The sequence below is a fragment of the Cribrihabitans marinus genome (assembly GCF_900109035.1).
GTDB classification, from domain to species: domain Bacteria; phylum Pseudomonadota; class Alphaproteobacteria; order Rhodobacterales; family Rhodobacteraceae; genus Cribrihabitans; species Cribrihabitans marinus.
Genome location: NZ_FNYD01000002.1, coordinates 319,624 through 338,495, shown reverse-complemented (window position 1 = coordinate 338,495; position 18,872 = coordinate 319,624). Strand labels below are relative to the sequence as shown.

Genomic DNA, 18,872 nt, shown 5'->3' with positions numbered 1-18,872 from the left:
CGTGATATCGACACACCGCCCGGGCCGTTGCGGGGCGGGCATGGAACTTCTTTACGTTTCCTGCTTAATGACTGGCGAAAACCCCAATTCGAAACACAGAGATATTACAGATGATCAGAGTATTCCTGGCGGCCTGTCTGGCGCTCACCTGGCTGGCGCACAGCGCCTCGGCCCAGCAGCAGGAGGCCTGGGTCCAGATCGAGGCGCACAATTCGCTGGCCGAAGCGCAGGATCGCGCGCGCATCTACTCCGGTGCGCTGGCGGATGTGCACGGGTTTTCCCTGGGCAACGGCTGGTATGGCATCGTCCTCGGTCCCTATTCCCGCCCCGACGCAGAGCGCGTGCTGCAGGTCTATCGCGCCGAGCGCCAGATCCCGTCAGACAGTTTCATCACCTTCTCCAGAGCCTTGCGGCAGCCGTTCTGGCCGGTTGGCGCCAATGCGCTGAATCGGGGCGTCGTGACCTCGCCCCTGCCCACGCCGGAACAGGAGACGGCCGAGCCGGTCACACCGCAACCGACCGACGAGACACCGGCCGAGGCCCGCGCCGGCGAGCGTCTGCTGACCGCGCAGGAACGCCGCGATCTGCAGACCGCGCTGCAGGCGGCGGGGTTCTATGGCGCCGCGATCGACGGGGCCTTCGGCGCCGGCACACGCCGGTCCATGGCCGCATGGCAGGCCTCCAAAGGCTATGAGGCGACCGGGATCCTGACCACGGCGCAGCGCAAGGCGCTGATGGACGAGTACAACGCGCCGCTGATCAGCGTCGGAATGGCACGCCACACAGATGCACAGGCCGGTATCGCAATCGACCTGCCTCTGGGCGAGGTGGCCTTCGACCGGTACGAACCGCCCTTTGCGCATTTCGAAGCCAGTGGCGATCTGGGTGCGCGCGTGTTGCTGATCAGCCAGCCGGGCGACCGGGCGGTGCTGCATGGTCTCTATGACATCATGCAGACGCTGGAAATCGTGCCGCTGAACGGCCCGCGCGAGCGGCGCGGCGACCGGTTTACCCTGGAGGGTCGCGGCAACGGCATCGTCTCGTATACCGAGGCGTCGGTTGCGGACGGTCACGTCAAGGGGTTCACCCTGGTCTGGCCCGAAGGTGACGAGGCGCGCCGGGCGCGCGTCCTGTCGGCGATGCAGTCAAGCTTCGAGCGTCTGGGCGGCGTGCTCGACCCCGGCGCGGGCGAGGCGGCGGCCAAGGATATCGACCTGGTTTCGGGACTGAAGCTGCGCAAGCCGCGCCTGTCGCGCTCGGGCTTTTTCGTGGACCCTGCCGGGACGGTCGTCACCGTCGCCGAGGCCGTGCGCGGCTGTGCCCGGATCACGCTGGACAGCACCCATGTGGCCGAGGTGGTCGACGAGGATGCGGGTCTCGGCGTGGCCGTGCTCCGGCCGACGGAACCGCTGGCGCCGATGGCTGTCGCCGAGTTGCGCGGTGCCGAGCCGCGGCTGCAATCCGACGTGGCCGTGTCGGGCTATTCCTACGAAGGGCGGCTGGGCGCACCCACGCTGACCTTCGGCACGGTGTCGGACCTGCAGGGCCTGGACGGCGAGCGGCAACTCAAGCGGCTGGCGCTGGCCGCGCAGTCCGGTGACGCCGGCGGGCCGGTCCTGGACACCGGCGGCGCGGTCGTCGGCATGTTGCTGCCCGACCCCGGCGCCGACCGTAAACTGCCGGACGAGGTCAGCCTGGCCGCGGATGCCGGCGCGCTGAGCGCGATGCTGGCCGCCAAGGGCATCACCGCCACCGAAAGCGGCACGCAGGGCGATGTCACGCCCAACGAGCTGGACCGCCGCGCTCTGGGCATGACGGTGCTGGTCAGCTGCTGGGACTGATCCTGCAAAAGGAAACTTGGACAAGACGCGTTCCGGCAACGGAGCGCGTTTTTTTTTCTGACCGGTCAGGCCCGCCAGAATTGCACGGTCAGGATGACGTAGACCGCGAACAGCTCCAGCCGCCCGATCAGCATCGCCGCGCTGAGCAGCCATTTCGCCGGATCGTTGAGCCCCGAGAAATTGCCTGACGGCCCGATCCGCTCCCCCAGCCCGGGGCCGACATTGGCGAGCGCCGTGGCGGCCCCCGACAGCGCGGTGACGAAATCCAGCCCGGTCAGCGCCAGCGCCCAGGCGAACATGCCCAGCGTCACCGTGAAGAAGACGAAGAAACTGATCACCGAATTCAGCACATCCGGGCCCACCGCCCGTCCGTTGTAGCGCGGCGTGAACACGCCATGCGGCGAGCGGATCAGCTGCATCTGTGCCTTGATCGAGGCGAACAGCAGTTGATAGCGGAATATCTTGACCGAGCAGGCGGTCGACCCGGCGCACCCGCCAATCAGCCCGATGAAGAAGAAGATCGTGATCAGGAACCCGCCCCAGGTCATGTAGTTGACGCTGGCATAGCCGGTGCCCGAGATGATCGAGGTGATGTTGAACAGCGCCTCGCGAAAGGCCCGTTCGAGATCGTGCGGAAAGATCGACATCAGGACCAGGGTGGTCACACCCACCAGGACGCCGATCACCATCAGGAAGGCCCGGATCTGGCTGTCCTGAAAGAGCGGTCGGGTGTTGCCGTTCACCAGCTGGACGTAGCGCACGAAGGGCAGCGCCGAGAGGATCATGAAGACCGCGGCCGCATATTCCGCCGGCCCCGAGAAGGTGCCGAATGAGGCATCGTAGTTCGAGAACCCGCCGGTCGCGATCGTGGTGAAGGCATGCACCGTAGCGTCGAAGAAGCTCATGCCGAGGGTGGTGTAGACCAGCGTGCACACGGCGGTGAGGACCACGTAGATGACCGAGATCTGCCCGGCGATCTGCTGCGCCCGGGGCAGGATCTTGCCCATCGTGTCGAATCCTTCCGAGCGAAAGATCTGCATCCCGCCGACACGCAGCTCCGGCAGGAACACCATCGCCACGACAATGATGCCGATGCCGCCCAGCCATTGCAGCAGCCCGCGCCACAGGAGCAGCCCGCGCGGCAGGTGTTCCAGGCCCGAAAGCACGGTCGATCCGGTTGTTGTCAGGCCCGACATCGCCTCGAAGAAGGCATCGACGAAACGCAGCTGCGTCTCGCCCAGCATGAAGGGCAGCGCACCGAAGACCGGCAGCGCCAGCCAGACCAGCGTCGTGACGAGAAAGGTCTGCTGGATCGTCAGGCCCTCGCGAACGCCATTGGCGCAGCTCAGCGCCATCAGCCCGCCGGTCAGGACGGTGAGGATCCCGCTTTCAAGGAAAACCGGCCACTGGCCGCGCCCCTCTGCGAGGTCCGCCAGCAGCGGCAGCAGCATGGTCGCGCCGAGAAGCGCGACCAGCAGGCCGATGACATATCCGACGGGGCGCAGGTCCAACATGCGGGGCAGCGTTGGCCTGCCCCCCGCCGGCTGTCAAGCGCCCTCGTCGCGGCTCAGCTGTCCAGCTTGGCCTTGCTTTCGGGCATGGCCGGGGGCATCGACGGCGCGCGCGACCGGCGCGGCGACGGCGCGGCGGACGTGGCCTCGGGCTTGGGCGCGGCGCCCGCAGACTTCGGCGCGTCCGGGACGGCCGGTTTCGGCGCCTGGCTGACGTCGGCCGGCTTGGTTGCCGGTGCAGCCGCCGGCTTGGCCGCCGGTGCCTCCGCCTTCGCGGCGGGGGGCGTGCTCTGCGCCGGGGCCTTGGCTGAGCTGGCCTTGGGCTCATGCGCCTTGGGCTGCTCGGCCGCCTTGGGCGCGGCTGAAGGCGCCGGATTGACCTTGGCCGCGGGTTTCGTGGCCGCTGCGACCGGCGTGCGCTTGGCTGCGGGGCGTTTGCGCGCCGGGCTCTTTCGGGCCGCTGCCGGTTTCGCCGCCGGCTTGGGCGTCTCGGCCGGTTTGACCGTTGCAGCCGGCTTCTTGGCCGCTGGTTTGGCCGCAGCAGTAGGCTTGGCGGCCGGCTTGGCCGCAGTAGCGGGCGCGGCGGCCGGTTTGACCGGGCTGGCCGCCGTCTTGGCCTTGGGCGCAGCGGCCTTGCGGGTCGACTTGCCGGCCGGTTTCGAGCCATAGGGCTGGGCCGCCGCGCGATGCAGCGCGTGCACCTGCAGCATCGGCGCCTCGATGGCCGATCGGGTCAGGATCTGGGCGATCCGGATCTGGTTGGACCAGGCGTAGCCTGCAAACCGCAGGGCCGCCGCCTGATAATCGAGCGGGTTGGTGATGGGGGTCATTGTGGAACAGCTCCTCTGAATTCGGACCACGGGGGACGGAAGGGCCATGCAACGCCGGTGCCCGCCGCCGACATGGCGGTCACGTTCGGGCGACAGGGATCTGCGGCGCGCATGGCGGGCCCTTTCGGTGCATCCATCCACGAGCGGGGAGTCCGCCGGAATGAACGATGCGTCTCACGGTCAACATATGTTGATTGTTTCCGCAGTTGCAGCACCTTTCTGCTGCGGTGCGGCAATTTCCCGCCTACAACGGAGAATTCGGGTCATACGTGCAAAACACCGGCGGCCCGGACAGGTCACGCAACGTCAACCGCGCAAAGCGCGCGGCTCAACCCACGTGGAACAGGCTTGCAAACAGCCGGGGATCGAGGCTGTCGGCGGCAAAGGTCTCGCCCTGGGTGAGAATCGATACGGCATCGTGGCTGTGCAGGCTTTCCTGGTGGCTGGCCACCACGCGGAAATCACCGATATGGTGATCGGCCTGCAACTGCTCGCAGAAGAGCCGTGCCGCGTCCTCGACAAAGATCGGGTTGGCCGCATTCAGCTCGGCAAAGGCCTGTTCGTCCTCGCGCTTGACCATGACCTGGGTTTCGGTCGGCACCGCCCGGCGGCACAGCGCGATCAGATCCTCGAACCACAGGCAATCGGTGTCGCAATTCACCTGCACCGAGATCCGCGCCACCGACCGCTGCGAATGCGGCGTTGCCAACTGGCCGCGCTGCGCCCGGGCATGTTCGCTCAACTCCAGCGAACAGGGGCAGGTCGAGGAATAGACATAGTCCAGATGCATGATCTTCTGGCGCACCCCGCCCTTCTCCACCAGTTCCAGAGCGATGTCGTAATACTGGTAGCCGGTCAGCCCCGACCGCAGGCTCTCGATCCGGTCGGGATATGAGAACCGCATCTGGATCCGTGCGTCGAAACTGTCGAGATCGGTCATGTAGTCGTCCAGCGCCGCCTCGATCACCTCGAAACTGAACGTGCGCTCGGCATGCTTGTAGAAGGACCGCATGATGCGGCTCATGTTGATGCCCTTCTTGCCGGCCTCAAGGCTGACGGTACCGGTCACTGAGGTTTCCAGCGTCAGGTCCTTGCCATCCTTGCGATGAAAGCGGATCGGCAGGCGGAAATTCGAGATGCCGACATGCTGGATCTGCTGCCGCGCTCCGCGGATCAGGCTGGTCGGCCCGTTCTGCAGGTCGGGCAGCGTGGCGCGATAGGCCTCGTCGGGCCGGAAATCGTGGGGATAGTCCCGCGACAGCGCGGGATAGTTCAGCGGCACCAGATCGGGCACCAGCCGCGCGACCGCCGGATCGAGCTGCGCAATTTCGGCCGGGCTGGCCGAGGCGGCCCACGCCCGCAGCGTATCCAGTGCCGCCTGCGCGGCATCGCGGTCGGGGGTGTCGTCAAGGCCACCGGCATGAAGGTTCATCATCACATCCTTTTCAGCGCGATCCGGTCCAGAGGTAGGATGCCGATTATCCCGGTCCAGTCCAGCCCGTCAGATGTTCTGCGCCATCGCGGCGTCCAGCGCATTGCGCAGATCGGCAATCAGGTCATCGGTATCCTCAAGCCCCACCGAGAAGCGCACCAGCCCGGGCGTGATGCCGAGTTCGCTGCGCTGATCCTCGCTGAGCCGCTGGTGGGTGGTTGTCGCCGGATGCGTCGCGATCGACTTTGCGTCGCCAAGGTTGTTCGAGATCACCGGGATCGACATGGCGTTGAGAAAGGCGAAGGCCGCGTCCTTGCCACCCGCGAAATCCAGCGACAGAACCGTGCCGCCCCGCCCGCCAAGCTGCCGCTGCACCAGCGCCGCCTGCGGATGCCCGTCCAGCCCGGGATAGAGTGTGCGGGCCAGCGCCGGATGCCCCTCCAGCGCCGCCGCGATGCGTCCGGCGCTGTCCGTCTGCGCGTTCACGCGCAGCGCCATCGTCTCCAGCCCCTTGAGCAGGATCCAGGCGTTGAACGGGCTGAGCGCGCCGCCGGTATGTTTCATGTAGGGCTCGACCGTCTTGCGGATAAAGTCGCGCGTACCCAGGATGATACCGCCCAGCGCGCGCCCCTGCCCGTCGATATGCTTGGTCGCGGAATAGACCACGACATCCGCCCCCTGTTCGATGGCGCGCGAATAGACCGGCGTCGAAAACACATTGTCGACGATGACCGTGGCCCCGACCTCATGCGCGATGGCCGAAACCGCCTCGATATCGATTACCTCCAGGGTCGGGTTCGACATCGATTCAAAGAACACCGCCCGCGTGTCCGGGCGCATCGCCGCACGCCACTGATCCAGGTCGGTGCCGTCCACAAAGGTCACCTCGACCCCGAACCGCGACAGCACGTTCTCCAGGATATAGAGGCACGAGCCGAACAGCGCCCGGGCCGAGACCACGTGATCCCCGGCCTTGAGCATGGCGGTCAGCGCACCGCTGACCGCGGCCATTCCGCTGGCGGTGGCAAAGGCGTCCTCGGCCCCTTCCAGCGCGGCGATGCGCTCTTCGAACATCCGCACCGTGGGGTTGCCATAGCGGGCATAGATGAACTCGTCCGGGCCGCTTTCGATGAACCGCGCCTCGGCCTGTTCGGCGTCGTCATAGACAAAGCCCTGGGTCAGGAAAATCGCCTCGCTCACCTCGCCCCACTGGCTGCGGCGGGTGCCGCCATGCACCGCCTGCGTGCGCTTGTTCCAATCCTTGCTCATCTGCCGTTCCTCGTCATGGCCCGCCCCCCGGACACGAAAAAAGCCCCAACGCGGTCAAGCGAAAGGGGGCTTTCATCCTGACCTTTTAGCGGTGTTGTTTAGCGTGGCCCGCAATCCGGTAACAAATCGCCACGGTCGTCCCTGTGGCGTTTACGTCGCCCCGGTGCCTGCGTCAAGAGCCGGGTCCGGCCGGCCCTTGCCCTTTGCCGAAAATCCCCGATGATCGGCGCCCAACCGCGGAGAGATCGCATGGCTGAACCCATCGCCTTTCATTTCTGGCCCACGCCCAACGGCTGGAAGGTGGCCATCGCCCTCGAGGAGATGGCCCTGCCCTACGACCTGCACCTGGTCGATATCGGCCGGGGCGACCAGTTCGATCCGGCGTTCCTGAAGATCTCGCCCAACAACCGGATGCCCGCCATCGTCGATCCCGACGGGCCGGATGGCGCGCCGGTTTCGCTGTTCGAAAGCGGCGCGATCCTGCTCTATCTCGCGCGCAAGACCGGGCGGTTCATGGGTCGAAACGAGCGCGACAGGATCGCCGTCGAGCAATGGCTGATGTGGCAGATGGGCGGGGTCGGCCCGATGGCGGGCCAGGCGCATCACTTCCTGAAATACGCGCCCCATCTCGACCCGCCGCAGGACCTGCCCTATGCCAAGGACCGCTATCGTGCCGAGGTTGCGCGGCTCTATGGCGTGCTCGACCGGCGGCTGGCGGAAACCGAATTCGTGGCGGGTGACTTCTACTCCATCGCCGACATGGCGACCTGGCCCTGGGCCAGCCTGTGGGAAGGCCAGCAGCAGACGCTCGACGACAAGCCCCACATGGCGCGCTGGCTCGAGGCCCTGGGATCCCGCCCGGGCGTGCAGGCGGGCCGCGCGCTGCGGGCCGAGCTGCGCGGCGACCACCGCGACCGGACCGCGCAGCAGACCCTGTTCCGCCGCTGAGCGGCGCCCGGCGGTTCAGCCCCGCACCAGCACATCCAGCATCCCCGAGATGTCCTCGACCTCTTCGGCGATCACGTGGGTCACCGAATGCGCCCGCTGCAGCCGTCCCGTGACCCGCAACATCCGCCCCGCGATCACCGCCCGGCGGAACCGCTCGTAGATCTTGCGCCAGACGATCACGTTGACCACCCCGGTCTCGTCCTCGAGCGTGACGAAGATCACCCCCTTGGCGGTGCCGGGCCGCTGCCGCAGGATCACCAGCCCCGCCACGGCCACCCGCGCGCCCTCGGGCGGCACCGCCAGGCGGGCGGCAGGCAGGCAGGCGGGCGGCCGCGGCCAGCCGCCGCCGGGACCGGCAGGGATCGAAGCAACGTGCATGGAACAAATATGGAACAAAAATCCACCATGTCCAACCCCGCGCGCTACCGGCACAAAACGGGCTGGAATTGCCGGGATGGCTTGTCTAAGGATGCGCCGACGACTGCAGGAGGATCCCACGGACCATGGCCAAGATCACCTATATCGAGCACAACGGAACCGAACACACGGTCGAGGTCGCCAACGGGCTGACCGTGATGGAAGGCGCGCGCGACAACAACATCCCCGGCATCGAGGCCGATTGCGGCGGCGCCTGCGCCTGCTCCACCTGCCATGTCTATGTTCATCCCGACTGGGTCGAGAAACTGCCCGCCCGCGACGACATGGAAGAGGACATGCTCGACTTCGCCTACGAGCCCGACCCCGACCGCTCGCGCCTGACCTGCCAGCTCAAGGTCACCGACGCGCTCGACGGCCTTGTCGTGCAAATGCCGGAAAAACAGATCTGATGAACCGCCCCGGCCGCGCGGTCGCAACGATTGCGATTGCGCTTGCGGCCGCATCTGTCCCGGCCGACGAGCCCTGGCAAGCCGGAACTCTGGTACGGGCGGCCTATGCCGCGCCCACGACGCGCTATCCGCATGGTGTGCTTGGGGATGAGGTCGAATACGGCGCCCTGGTGCTGCACTACGCGCAAACGCCGTCGCCCTACACGATCCGCCTGCCCGACAGCCGGGTCTTCGAAGACATAGCACCGCGGCGCGTCGATGTGGACGGCGACGGCCGGGACGAGGCGATGGTCGTCGAGTCGCATCGCGACCTGGGCGCACGGCTGGCGCTCTACGATGGCGGCGGCCTGATCGCGGCGACACCCTATATCGGCACGCGCAACCGATGGCTGGCCCCGGTCGGCGCGGCCGACCTGGACGGCGACGGCCATATCGAGATCGCCTATATCGACCGCCCGCACCTGGCGAAAACCCTGCGCATCTGGCGCTTTCGCGATGGCCGCCTGACCGAGATCGCCAGCCTGCCCGGCCTGACCAACCACCGGATCGGCTGGGATCACATCCCCGGCGGCATCCGCGACTGCGGCCACGGCCCGGAAATCATCACCGCCGACGGAACCTGGCACCGCATCGTCGCCAGCACATTGATCGGGGGCAGCATCGAAACCCGCACCCTCGGCCCCTACACCGGCCCGGACAGCATCAACGCCCGGCTGACCTGCTAGACACCTTCCTCTTGCCGGAAATACCTTCGGGGGTGAATTGGCGCGCAGCGCCAAGAGGGGGCAGACAGCCCCCTGCCAACGCATCGAGACGGGCGCAGCCCGGCAATCTCACACCACTTGGATCAGAGCGCGCGCCAGCCGATATCGCTGCGCCAGAACCCCTCCGGCCAGTCGATGCCCTCGACCATTGCATAGGCCCGGTCGCGCGCCTCGCGCAGGCTCGCGCCACGCGCAGTGACGTTCAGGACCCGACCGCCGGACGCCACGACCCGGCCGCTTTCGACCGCGGTGCCCGCGTGAAAGACCATGTGGCCGGCATCCTCGGGCAGATCGTCCAGACCGCCGATCGCGCTGCCCTTCTCATAGGCGCCGGGATAGCCCCGCGCCGCCATCACCACGGTCAGCGCGTGATCATCCGCCCAGTTCACGCGCGCCGCGCCCAGCCGCCCCTCAGCGGCGGCGTGCATCAGGTCCATCGCCTGCGCGCCCAGCCGCATCATGAGCACCTGGCACTCCGGATCGCCGAAGCGCACGTTGTATTCCACCAGGCGCGGCTTTCCGTCCTGGATCATCAGCCCAGCATAGAGCACGCCCTGGAACGGCGTGCCGCGCCGCGCCATCTCGGCCATGGTCGGGCGCACGATCCCTTCCATCGCCCGCGCCTCGACCTCGGCGCTCAGCACGGGCGCGGGGGCATAGGCCCCCATGCCGCCGGTATTCGGACCGGTATCGCCCTCGCCCACGCGCTTGTGGTCCTGCGCGGTGCCGATGGTCAGCACCTCCTCGCCATCGACCAGCACGAAGAGCGAGGCCTCCTCGCCCGCCATGAACTCCTCGATCACCACCTCGGCCCCGGCCCCGCCGAAGGCACCGCCGAACATCTCATCGACCGCCGCAAGCGCCTCTGCCTCATCCATCGCCACGATCACGCCCTTGCCGGCGGCCAGACCGTCGGCCTTGACCACGATGGGCGCGCCCTGCGCGCGAATGTAATCCCTGGCCGGCCCGGCCTCGGTGAACCGCGCATAGGCCGCCGTGGGCGCACCCGCCGCGTCGCAGATCTCCTTGGTAAAGCTCTTCGAGGCCTCCAGCCGCGCCGCCGCCGCCGAAGGGCCGAAGACCAGGAACCCCGCCTCGCGCAGCCGGTCGGCGACGCCGGCGGCCAGCGGCGCCTCCGGGCCGATGATCACGAAATCGATGGCGTTTTCCCCGGCAAACTCGGCCACCGCCCCGCCATCCTCGATATCCAGCCGCGCGCATTCGGCGATCTGCGCGATCCCGGCATTGCCGGGCGCCACGATCAGCTTGTCGCACTTGGGGTTCTGCATCACCGCCCAGGCCAGCGCGTGTTCGCGCCCGCCGCCGCCGAGGATCAGGATGTTCATGGCTCTCTCCTTGCCGTCGCCGCCGCCTGCTTATTGCGCGCGGCGAATGCAGGCAACCATGGAACAGGACCGCAGCCGCGACGTTGGGCCTGGAACGCCACACAGAAACACAAAGGAGGTTTCCCATGGCCAATCTGGAAAACCGCAAGGTCGCGATCCTGTCCACCCACGGGTTCGAGCAGTCCGAACTGGAACACCCGCTGAAGGCATTGCGCGATGCCGGGGCCGAGGTCCACGTGGTGGCCCCCGAAGCCGGCGAGATCCGGGGCTGGTCCGGCACCGACTGGGGCGATTCTGTCCCGGTCGATCGCACGCTGGACTCGGCCTCGGCCGCCGATTACGACGCGCTGGTGCTGCCCGGCGGCCAGATCAACCCCGACCTGCTGCGCGTCGATGACGCCGCGCTGAACCTGGTCAAGGCCTTCTGGAGTGCCGGCAAACCCATAGGCGCGATCTGCCACGCCCCGTGGCTCCTGGTCGAGACCGGGATCGTCAAGGACCGCGACGTGACCTCGTATCACTCGATCCGCACCGATGTGGAAAACGCCGGCGGCAAATGGCGCGATGCCGAGGTCGTCACCGATCAGGGCCTGGTCACCAGCCGCCAGCCCGACGACCTGCCGGCCTTCTGCGACAAGCTGATCGAAGAGATCGCCGAGGGCCGGCACGAGGCGCGCGCCGCGTGACCTTTTCTTCCTGCCCCGGATCGGGCAATCATGGGTCATGTCCGACCTGATCGACGACCCGCATCCGGGGCAGAACCTGCCCGAATTCTCCGTCTCCGAAGTCTCCGGGGCGGTGAAACGCACCCTTGAGGGCACGTTCGGCCGGATTCGCGTCCGCGGCGAGGTCGGGCGCGTCTTCAAGGCGCGGTCGGGCCATCTCTACTATGACGTGAAAGACGACCGGAACGTTCTGGCCTGCACCACCTGGAAGGGCCAGATCGCCGGTCTGTCCGTGGTGCCCGAGGAGGGGTTGGAAGTGGTCGTGACCGGCCGCCTCACTGCCTTCGGCGCGCAATCCAAGTACAATCTCAATGTCGACGAGGTTTCGGTCGCGGGCCAGGGCGCGCTGATGGCGCTGCTGGAAAAGCGCAAGAAGCAGCTCGAGGCCGAAGGCCTGTTCGCGCCCGAGCGCAAGCGGGCGCTGCCCTATCTGCCGCGCATCATCGGCGTTGTGACCTCGCCGCAGGGGGCGGTGATCCGCGACATCCTGCACCGGCTGCGCGAAAGGTTTCCCCGCAAGGTGCTGATCTGGCCGGTGGCGGTTCAGGGGTCGAACTGCGCGCCCGAGGTGGCGGCCGCCATTGACGGGTTCAACCGGATGACGCCCGGCGGCGCGCTGCCGCGACCCGACCTGATCATCGTCGCGCGCGGCGGCGGTTCGATCGAGGATATGTGGGGCTTCAACGAGGAGGTCGTCGCCCGCGCCGCGGCGGCCAGTGACATTCCCCTGATCTCAGCGGTGGGGCACGAGACCGACACCACGCTGATCGACTTCGTCTCGGACAAGCGCGCACCGACGCCCACGGCGGCCGCCGAACTGGCGGTGCCGGTGCGGCTGGACCTGCTGGCCTGGACCGGCGAGCAGGGCGCGCGCCTGTCTCGGGCGGCCGGCGACGCGGTGGCTCGCCGCGCCCAGCGCCTCAACGACCTGGCCCGCGCCCTGCCCCGTCCCGACAGCCTGCTGGACACACCGCGCCAACGGCTGGACCGGATGTCGGACCGGCTGCCCGTGGCCCTGACGCAGGGTGTGCGCAAGCGTGAATTGCAGCTGTCGCGCCTGTCCGCCCATCTGCGCCCCGCCACCCTGCGCGCGCTGGTCGAGACCCGGCGGGACCGCTGCCGCAACCTCGCCTCGCGCCTGTCGCTGCACCCGATCCGGCGCGAGATCGGCGCCCGCCGGGACAGGCTGACCCAGTTGTCCGACCGGTTGCAGGCCGCGCAGAAACTGCGCGTCGATCGCCTGCGCCAGGACCTGGCGGCCGCCGACCGGCTGCGCGAGACGCTCAGCTACAAGGCGACGCTGGCGCGCGGCTATGCCGTGGTGCGCGGCGATGGCGGTGTCGTGACCGAACGCGCCGCGGCCGAACGCATCGCGGCGCTGGAAATCGAATTCGCCGATGGCCGGCTGACGGTAGCGACCGGCGGTCGGCAGACCGGCAAGAAGAGCGGCGGGGACAAGCCGGAACAGGGTTCGCTTTTCTGAATCTCGGTCAGGCGAAAGGCAATCGGCTCACCTGAACAACCGGGAACCCACGAACAGCCGCCTTTGACAGCCATCCGCCTAGATCAAACCCCGACATCCGGCCCGTAACAGAGCATCTCCTCGCCGATATCCTCGGCCTCGTAAAGCTCGGTGGCCTCCGGATCGTTCTGGAACCGCGCGATCAGCCCCGAAGGGCCTTGCGAAAAGGTCCAGCATTGCGGGTCAAGCCGGTCCTCGTAGAGAAAACAGATCTGCCCGTCCCGCTCGTACCAGACGCCGTGCTTGCAATCGCCATCCAGGAAGGACCAGACCACCCGCCGGTTGTCGAGATAGCGTTCCGCCCCATAGGCCGATCCGCCGAGCCCGTAGAACAGGGTCTTGCCGCGGGTATAGTCGTCGAATTCCTCGGCGGTCATCGCCTCCGCGGCCCAGGCGGGCGGCCCGATCGCAAGCAGCAGAATCAGCAGGGCACGTCTCATACCACGAGTTTGGCAGATCCCCCCGGGCATCGCCACCGGTTCAGGTGCGCTCGGCCAGCTGCCGCAGATGCCCGTCCATCACCCGCCGCCACAGCGGCGGCACCAGCGCCAGCGCCGCCATTGCCGGCATCGAGCGCGGCAGCACCGGATGTTCGGGATCGAGCCGCAGATCGCCATAGGCCCGCATCGGATGCAGATGGTGATCGGAATGGCGCGGGGCGTTCAGCATCATCGCCGAGGAATACCATTGCGGCGCGTTCCAGGCGTGTCGCGCGGCCACCGGTTCCGGCCGGCCGTCGGCCCCGGTGGCCCGCCGCAACCCGTAGTGCTGAACGTAGTCCGCCAGCAAAAGCTGCATCTGCGCGTGCAAGGCCAGCAGCACCAGCACCACAACGCCACCCCATCCGCCCAGCACCAGCGCGATCAGCCCCCAGGCCGCCGCCCCGGCCAGGTAGAGGACATAGGGATTGGTCCAATCGCCGTGCCGCCTGCGCTCCGCCCGCAGCCCGGCACGGAACGACCCGATCCAGGCGCGCGGCCAGAAGTGCCAGAACCCCTCGCCCCGGCGGGCCGAGTTGGGGTCGCGTTCGGTGGCGACATGCACATGATGCACCAGCAGGTGGGCCGAGGCGTGGTGCCCGAACAGCAGCGAGACAAAGACCGCCACCCCCAGCCCGCGCTGCCAGCGTATCGGCCGGTGGATCAGCTCATGGGCGTTGGAATTCGAGACCTGCCCGAAATAGAGCCCCGCCGACAGGCCCAGCGCCAGCAGTCCGGGGTTGCCGGCACCGCCCTGCGCCAGCGACCAGATCACCAGCGGCAGAAGCGCAAGATGCGCCAGCGCCTGAACCGCCGGCAGCGGATCGTCCGCCCGCGCCGGTCGGCCGCGCGGTGCGGGCAGGCGATCCATCAGCAGGACGAAACCGGTAACATGTAGCAGCGCGACCACCGGCCATATCCCGCCGGCCAGCGCGGCCAGGGCGATGGTGACGACCGGCGACAGGCTTGCCAGCCAGAACCAGATCACGCCATGCTCCTTTTTGTTGCCTCGGGTTACATTGCGTCAGCACGCGGCGAAGTCAAACGCATCCCCTTGCCTTAGTTCCGCCGCCCCGGTTTCCTGCTGCGATGACCCACGCCCTGTTCTGGCTCGCCGCCCTGAGCGCGCTGATCTACCTGCCGATGACGACCTGTGCCGCCAGCCGCTTGCGCAGCCTGGCCAAGACCGCCTCGGTCGCCCTGCTGGCGCTGGTGGCGGCTTTGGCCGGCGGGCCGGTGCTGCTGATCCTTGCACTCGCGCTCTGCGCGCTGGGCGACGCGCTGCTCGCGCGCGAGACCGATGCCGGGTTTCAGGCCGGGATCGGGGCCTTTGCGCTGGGGCACATGGCCTATGCCGCGCTCTTCCTGACTCATCCCGGCGCGGATACCGCCCGGATCGCCGCAGCCTGGCCCACCGTTGCCGGTCTGGCGGCCCTCGGCCTTGGCATGGCGGCCCTGCTGGCGCCGCGCGCGGGCGACCTGAAGGCGCCGGTGCTGGCCTATATCCCCATCATCCTGGGAATGGGCGTGGCCGTCGTGGCCCTGCCGCAGGCAGGCGCCATGATCTGGGCCTGGCCCGCAGCGCTGGCCTTCATCTGCTCGGACCTGATCCTGGCGACCGAGACGTTCCTCCTGTCCGCCGGTCACCCGGCCCGCCGGGTGACGCCCTACCTGGTCTGGCCGCTCTACTGGGGCGCGCAGGCGGGGCTTCTAGTCGCCTTGGCCTGACCCTTTGCAACTGGCGGCATTCCGCATTAGGTGAAAGGATCACCGCTGCGGAGTGTGCGATCATGGCGTTCTTCTCCAAACTCAAGGACCGGCTCTTCAAGTCCTCCTCGAAGCTCGAACAGGGGCTCGACGCCATCGTCGAGGAGGGCGGCGCCGAAGAGACCGCGCCAAAGGCCGGACCCGCCGCCCGGCCCGCGCCGGTGCCGGCCGCCGCCGAGCCCGAACCCTCGCCCCGGATCCCCGATCCCCGGCCCCAGCCCGAACCCGACCCGGTGCCGCCGCCGGCCGAGCCGCCCACGCCGATGCCCACGGATCCCGACCCCGTGCCGCCGCCGCCCGAGGATCCGCCGCCCGCCGATCCCGTGCCCGACCCGCAGGGCAAGGGTCTGCTCGGCCGGCTGTTCTCGCGCGGCGAGGCGCCGGCGGTTGTGCGCCGCACTCTCGACGACGACATGCTCGAACAGATCGAGGAACTGCTGATCGCCTCGGACATGGGCGTCGAAACCGCGCTGCGCGTCACCGCCAACCTGGCCGAGGGCCGATTCGGCAAAAGGCTCTCGACCGGCGAGATCAAGGCGGCGCTGGCCACCGAGATCGCCCGCGTGATGGAGCCGGTGGCGCGCCCCATGCCGATCTATCCCAAGCGCCCGCAGGTGGTGCTGGTCGTGGGCGTGAACGGATCGGGCAAGACCACGACGATCGGCAAGCTGGCCAGCCAGTTCAAATCCGCCGGCAAGTCCGTGGTGATCGCCGCCGGCGACACGTTCCGCGCGGCCGCCGTCGAACAGTTGCAGATCTGGGGCGACCGGGCCGGCGTTCCGGTGCTGACCGCGCCCGAGGGCTCGGACCCCGCCAGCCTCGCCTTCGATGCGCTGACCCGCGCCCAGGCCGAGGGCGCCGACCTGCTGATGATCGACACCGCAGGACGGCTGCAGAACCGCGCCGACCTGATGGAGGAACTGGCCAAGATCGTCCGCGTGATCCGCAAGAAGGACGAAAGCGCCCCGCACAACACGCTGCTGGTGCTCGATGCGACGACCGGGCAGAACGCGCTGAGCCAGGTCGAGACCTTCCGCAAGCTTGCCGATGTCTCGGGCCTGGTGATGACCAAGCTGGACGGCACCGCCAAAGGTGGCGTGCTGGTGGCACTGGCCGACCGGTTCGGCCTGCCGATCCACGCCATTGGTGTCGGTGAGCAGATCGACGACCTCTCGCCCTTCGACCCGGAGGAATTCGCCGCGGCACTCACCGGGCTCGACCCGTCCTGATCCGCAACTTCATCTGGCCGAAAATACCTTCGGGGGTGAATTGCCCCGGACCCCGTCCGGGGCAAGAGGGGGCAGACAGCCCCCTGCCCCCGCCCTGCAGAAAGCGCCGCGTTTGAGCGAATGGCTGATCTCCCTCGAAGGCACCGAAGCGGGCCACCAGTTGGCACTGGCGCTGGCGGTGATGGCGGCGATCCTGCACGCGGTGTTCGGCGCGTTGCAGAAGGGCCGCCACGATCCCTGGCTGTCGCGCGGCGCCATCGACGCAAGCTATGGCCTGATGGCCGCGCCCTTCGCGCTCTTCGTGGTGCCCTGGCCCGAGCCGCATATGTGGCCGATATTCGCCACGGTCTGGGTGATCCATGTGGGCTACAAGCTGCTGCAGGCGCAGGCCTACACCAAGGGCTCCTATACCGTGGTCTATCCGGTGGTACGCGGAACCGGCCCGCTCTTCACGGTGATCGGCGCCTACCTGCTCTTCGGAGAGATCTTCACGCCGGTGCAGTGGATGGGGGTCGCGGTGCTGCTGTCGGGGATCTACGGGCTGGCGGTCTACAACCTGCGCCACCTGCAGGCCGACCGCCAGACGCTGCCGCTGGCGCTGGGCCTGGCGGTGGCGACGGGAATTTTCGTGGCGCTCTATACAACGTTCGACGCCTATGGCATTCGCGCCACAGCCGATCCGTTCACCTTCCTGGCGTGGTTCTTCATGATCGACGGCGCGTTCATGCCGGTGATCGCCGCGCTGCGCTGGCGCAACATGGCCGCGCGCCCCGCCATTGCCCCGCTGATGCTGCGCGGGGTCGCCGGCGGGCTGATCGCCTTCCTGTCCTTCGGTTCGGTGATGCTGGCCACAAGGCTGGACAAGGTCGGCGAGGCCGCTGTGCTGCGCGAGACCTCCACCGTTTTCGCGGCGCTGATCGGGTGGCTGGTGTTGAAAGAAACCGTCGGCCCCCGCCGCATCGCATTGATGAGCTTGATTGCGCTGGGTGCCGTGATAGTTGAGGTGGGCGGATGAGCAGAACCGGAGACCGCCCGACCATGTCCAGAGACATCAACCCGATCCTGAAGCAGATCCTCGAACTGGGCCCGACCATCGCCTTTTTCCTGATCTACATCCGGATCAAGGACGACATGTTCACGCTGGGCGGCACCGAGTATACCGGGTTCATCGTCGCGGCCATCGCCTTCATCCCGATCCTGCTGGCGGCGATGGGCATCCTGTGGTGGCTGACCGGCAAGCTGAGCAAGCTGCAGATCTTCACCGCCTTCGTGGTCATCTTCTTCGGCGCGCTGACCGCCTGGTTCAACGACGAGCGTTTCTTCAAGATGAAGACCACGCTTGTTTATGGCACCTTCGCCGGCCTTCTGGGGCTGGGCCTGCTGCGCGGGCAGTCCTATCTGGCTTATATCCTGAGCGACATGCTCCCCATGCGCCGGGAGGGCTGGATGATCCTCACCCGGCGCCTGACGGGTTGTTTCGCCGTTCTGGCGGTGGCCAACGAGGTGGTCTGGCGCACCCTGTCCACCGATCTCTGGGTCAAGATCGAGACATTCGCCTTTCCCATCGCGCTCATGGCGTTTCTGATGATGCAGATGAGCCTGCTGCAGAAATACCTGATCGAAACCGATACCTCGGCCTCCGGCGACGGATCGCGCGGCAAGTCGGACGGCTGAGCGCCACGCGCACACATCAGAACGCCCGGCAGCCGCTTTCGATCATGGCGCCGGGAACCACCTCATAGCCGCGGTCGGGGTTGAGGATGATCATCTGCAGTCCGGTCAGGTGGCGCGCGCATTTGACTGCGGTTTCCTGGCTGCTTTGCGATCCCCCGATATAGAGATCCAACCACGGGTGCCCCCGGTATCCGACATAGCACGGGCCGTCCTGCGGGCGGTCTCCGTCGCCGCAGACATCCTCGACGATTGCGTATTTCTTGAACCGCCTGAGGTAGAACCGCGTACCCTCGGGAAACTGCAGCGTCTGCGTGCCGTTCTCGATGGCATGTCCCACGGCGATGGTGATCGGTCGTTCATACGTGCCCTCGCCGCCGGCTTCGGAATTGACCACCGGACGGGCGATGGCGGTGGAGCCGGGCGGGGTGTTGTCCCAATAGCTGTATCCGGTCAGGTAGACCGCCAGGGCGACCTCGTGATCGTCGGCCTGGGCCGGCTGTGCACCCAGCGCTGCGGCGGAGAACAGGGCGGCAAGGGTCAGGGCAATGGGCTTGCGAACAATTCGTGGCACAGCGATCTATCTCCTGTCGTCAAACGGTCATCAAAAACTGCACAATTCAATCAAGGGGTGAGGATAGCGCGCTTTTGCGCCGCGCCAAGAACCTCTGTTTCCGCCCGGGACGGGACCGAACTGGAACCCGCGCGGTC

General features: G+C 67.6%; 19 protein-coding genes and 1 riboswitch. Of the genes, 10 read left to right on the top strand and 9 right to left on the bottom strand.

Annotated features, from left to right (window positions below; translation table 11 throughout):
- Positions 1–110 precede the first annotated feature (110 nt).
- A complete protein-coding gene (locus BMX57_RS04120; RefSeq protein ID WP_092362790.1) occupies positions 111–1,841 on the top strand; it encodes a trypsin-like peptidase domain-containing protein in 1,731 nt (576 codons plus the stop codon).
- 65 nt (positions 1,842–1,906) lie between these two features.
- On the opposite strand, the gene BMX57_RS04115 is transcribed toward BMX57_RS04120, so the two are convergent.
- From BMX57_RS04115 to metZ, 4 genes are all read right to left on the bottom strand, one after another.
- The gene (locus tag BMX57_RS04115; protein ID WP_092362788.1) at positions 1,907–3,355 is read right to left on the bottom strand and encodes a TrkH family potassium uptake protein; all 1,449 of its coding nucleotides are present in this window, start codon (positions 3,353–3,355) and stop codon (positions 1,907–1,909) included.
- Between the two features lie 53 nt (positions 3,356–3,408).
- Entirely contained in the window at positions 3,409–4,182 is a 774-nt protein-coding gene (locus BMX57_RS04110) for a hypothetical protein (RefSeq protein ID WP_092362786.1), read from the bottom strand.
- 328 nt (positions 4,183–4,510) lie between these two features.
- Positions 4,511–5,614, bottom strand: coding sequence for a GTP cyclohydrolase FolE2 (folE2, locus tag BMX57_RS04105; RefSeq protein ID WP_092363101.1), 1,104 nt, complete (start codon positions 5,612–5,614; stop codon positions 4,511–4,513).
- 69 nt (positions 5,615–5,683) lie between these two features.
- On the bottom strand, positions 5,684–6,883 hold the full coding sequence (gene metZ, locus BMX57_RS04100) for an O-succinylhomoserine sulfhydrylase (RefSeq protein ID WP_092362784.1): 1,200 nt from the start codon (positions 6,881–6,883) through the stop codon (positions 5,684–5,686).
- Positions 6,884–6,948: 65 nt separating this feature from the next.
- Positions 6,949–7,026: riboswitch (SAM riboswitch) on the bottom strand.
- A gap of 106 nt (positions 7,027–7,132) precedes the next feature.
- On the opposite strand from metZ, the gene BMX57_RS04095 reads away from it, so the two are divergent.
- Positions 7,133–7,831, top strand: a complete 699-nt coding sequence (locus BMX57_RS04095) for a glutathione S-transferase N-terminal domain-containing protein (RefSeq protein WP_092362782.1) — start codon at positions 7,133–7,135, stop codon at positions 7,829–7,831.
- A gap of 15 nt (positions 7,832–7,846) precedes the next feature.
- Here the strand turns inward: BMX57_RS04095 and BMX57_RS04090 are convergent, their stop codons facing one another.
- Positions 7,847–8,209, bottom strand: coding sequence for an OB-fold nucleic acid binding domain-containing protein (locus BMX57_RS04090; RefSeq protein WP_092362780.1), 363 nt, complete (start codon positions 8,207–8,209; stop codon positions 7,847–7,849).
- 125 nt (positions 8,210–8,334) lie between these two features.
- Here BMX57_RS04090 and BMX57_RS04085 point away from each other — a divergent pair, with 125 nt between their 5' ends.
- Positions 8,335–8,658 carry a 2Fe-2S iron-sulfur cluster-binding protein gene (locus BMX57_RS04085; RefSeq protein WP_092362778.1) on the top strand — a complete coding sequence of 108 codons (324 nt, stop codon included), beginning with the start codon at positions 8,335–8,337 and terminating at the stop codon, positions 8,656–8,658.
- A complete protein-coding gene (locus tag BMX57_RS04080) occupies positions 8,658–9,383 on the top strand; it encodes an FG-GAP repeat domain-containing protein (protein ID WP_092362776.1) in 726 nt (241 codons plus the stop codon). Before BMX57_RS04085 ends, BMX57_RS04080 begins: the two co-directional genes overlap by 1 nt.
- A gap of 122 nt (positions 9,384–9,505) precedes the next feature.
- On the opposite strand, the gene purD is transcribed toward BMX57_RS04080, so the two are convergent.
- Complete coding sequence (purD, locus tag BMX57_RS04075; RefSeq protein WP_092362774.1) at positions 9,506–10,768, bottom strand: phosphoribosylamine--glycine ligase; 1,263 nt, start codon at positions 10,766–10,768, stop codon at positions 9,506–9,508.
- 125 nt (positions 10,769–10,893) lie between these two features.
- Here purD and BMX57_RS04070 point away from each other — a divergent pair, with 125 nt between their 5' ends.
- Together BMX57_RS04070 and xseA are read left to right on the top strand one after the other, a co-directional pair.
- Complete coding sequence (locus BMX57_RS04070; protein ID WP_092362772.1) at positions 10,894–11,454, top strand: type 1 glutamine amidotransferase domain-containing protein; 561 nt, start codon at positions 10,894–10,896, stop codon at positions 11,452–11,454.
- A gap of 37 nt (positions 11,455–11,491) precedes the next feature.
- Positions 11,492–12,976, top strand: coding sequence for an exodeoxyribonuclease VII large subunit (gene xseA / locus BMX57_RS04065; RefSeq protein ID WP_092362770.1), 1,485 nt, complete (start codon positions 11,492–11,494; stop codon positions 12,974–12,976).
- Positions 12,977–13,059: 83 nt separating this feature from the next.
- Here xseA and BMX57_RS04060 read toward each other — a convergent pair whose 3' ends face one another.
- Both BMX57_RS04060 and BMX57_RS04055 read right to left on the bottom strand, forming a co-directional pair.
- Positions 13,060–13,455 (bottom strand): hypothetical protein, encoded by a 396-nt coding sequence (locus tag BMX57_RS04060; protein ID WP_092362768.1) that lies wholly within the window; start codon positions 13,453–13,455, stop codon positions 13,060–13,062.
- A gap of 40 nt (positions 13,456–13,495) precedes the next feature.
- Positions 13,496–14,482: an alkane 1-monooxygenase gene (locus BMX57_RS04055; RefSeq protein WP_092362766.1), complete on the bottom strand. Its 987-nt coding sequence runs from the start codon at positions 14,480–14,482 to the stop codon at positions 13,496–13,498.
- 101 nt (positions 14,483–14,583) lie between these two features.
- On the opposite strand from BMX57_RS04055, the gene BMX57_RS04050 reads away from it, so the two are divergent.
- The 4 genes from BMX57_RS04050 to BMX57_RS04035 all read left to right on the top strand — a co-directional run bounded on the left by BMX57_RS04050 (position 14,584) and on the right by BMX57_RS04035 (position 18,164).
- The gene (locus tag BMX57_RS04050; RefSeq protein WP_092362764.1) at positions 14,584–15,222 is read left to right on the top strand and encodes a lysoplasmalogenase family protein; all 639 of its coding nucleotides are present in this window, start codon (positions 14,584–14,586) and stop codon (positions 15,220–15,222) included.
- Positions 15,223–15,284: 62 nt separating this feature from the next.
- Positions 15,285–16,490 carry a signal recognition particle-docking protein FtsY gene (gene ftsY, locus BMX57_RS04045; protein WP_092362762.1) on the top strand — a complete coding sequence of 402 codons (1,206 nt, stop codon included), beginning with the start codon at positions 15,285–15,287 and terminating at the stop codon, positions 16,488–16,490.
- A 112-nt stretch (positions 16,491–16,602) separates the two neighbouring features.
- A complete protein-coding gene (locus BMX57_RS04040) occupies positions 16,603–17,505 on the top strand; it encodes an EamA family transporter (RefSeq protein WP_092362760.1) in 903 nt (300 codons plus the stop codon).
- Complete coding sequence (locus BMX57_RS04035; RefSeq protein WP_244892193.1) at positions 17,502–18,164, top strand: inner membrane-spanning protein YciB; 663 nt, start codon at positions 17,502–17,504, stop codon at positions 18,162–18,164. The genes BMX57_RS04040 and BMX57_RS04035 overlap by 4 nt, the downstream gene beginning before the upstream one ends.
- Positions 18,165–18,180: 16 nt before the next feature.
- Here BMX57_RS04035 and BMX57_RS04030 read toward each other — a convergent pair whose 3' ends face one another.
- Positions 18,181–18,735, bottom strand: a complete 555-nt coding sequence (locus tag BMX57_RS04030) for a hypothetical protein (RefSeq protein WP_229724182.1) — start codon at positions 18,733–18,735, stop codon at positions 18,181–18,183.
- Positions 18,736–18,872 lie beyond the last annotated feature (137 nt).